General features: G+C 40.5%; 1 protein-coding gene. It reads right to left on the bottom strand.

Annotated features, from left to right (window positions below):
* A partial coding sequence (locus tag Q5762_RS38760; protein ID WP_315897013.1) for an FAD-dependent oxidoreductase occupies positions 1-188 on the bottom strand: 188 nt, incomplete at its 3' end.
* Positions 189-262 lie beyond the last annotated feature (74 nt).

The raw sequence follows: 262 nt of genomic DNA, 5'->3' as shown, positions 1-262 counted from the left end.
CTCAGAGCATCAACCCCGTCATCAAGGGAGCCGGTTGCCACTTCGTGCAACAAGGGTTTCCATAAATGGGTTTGATTGCGGTCGATTAAGGTAACGCTGGCTTTACGTTTGCGTCCTAATTTGTTGCCTAAAAAAGTGGCTAGTTCCAAGCCGCCAGCACCGCCGCCGACAATAACGATTTTTTTCATATGATAAACCTAAAAAAGTTGATAATAATTAATCGGATTTTGCGCTTTTGTTATATTTTTTTCAATTAATTTAA

It is taken from the genome of Streptomyces sp. P9(2023), from assembly GCF_032436795.1.
In the GTDB taxonomy this organism is placed as follows: domain Bacteria; phylum Actinomycetota; class Actinomycetes; order Streptomycetales; family Streptomycetaceae; genus Streptomyces.
Note: the sequence above shows the minus strand (reverse complement) of the source record. Positions and strands in the feature narration are given on the sequence as shown.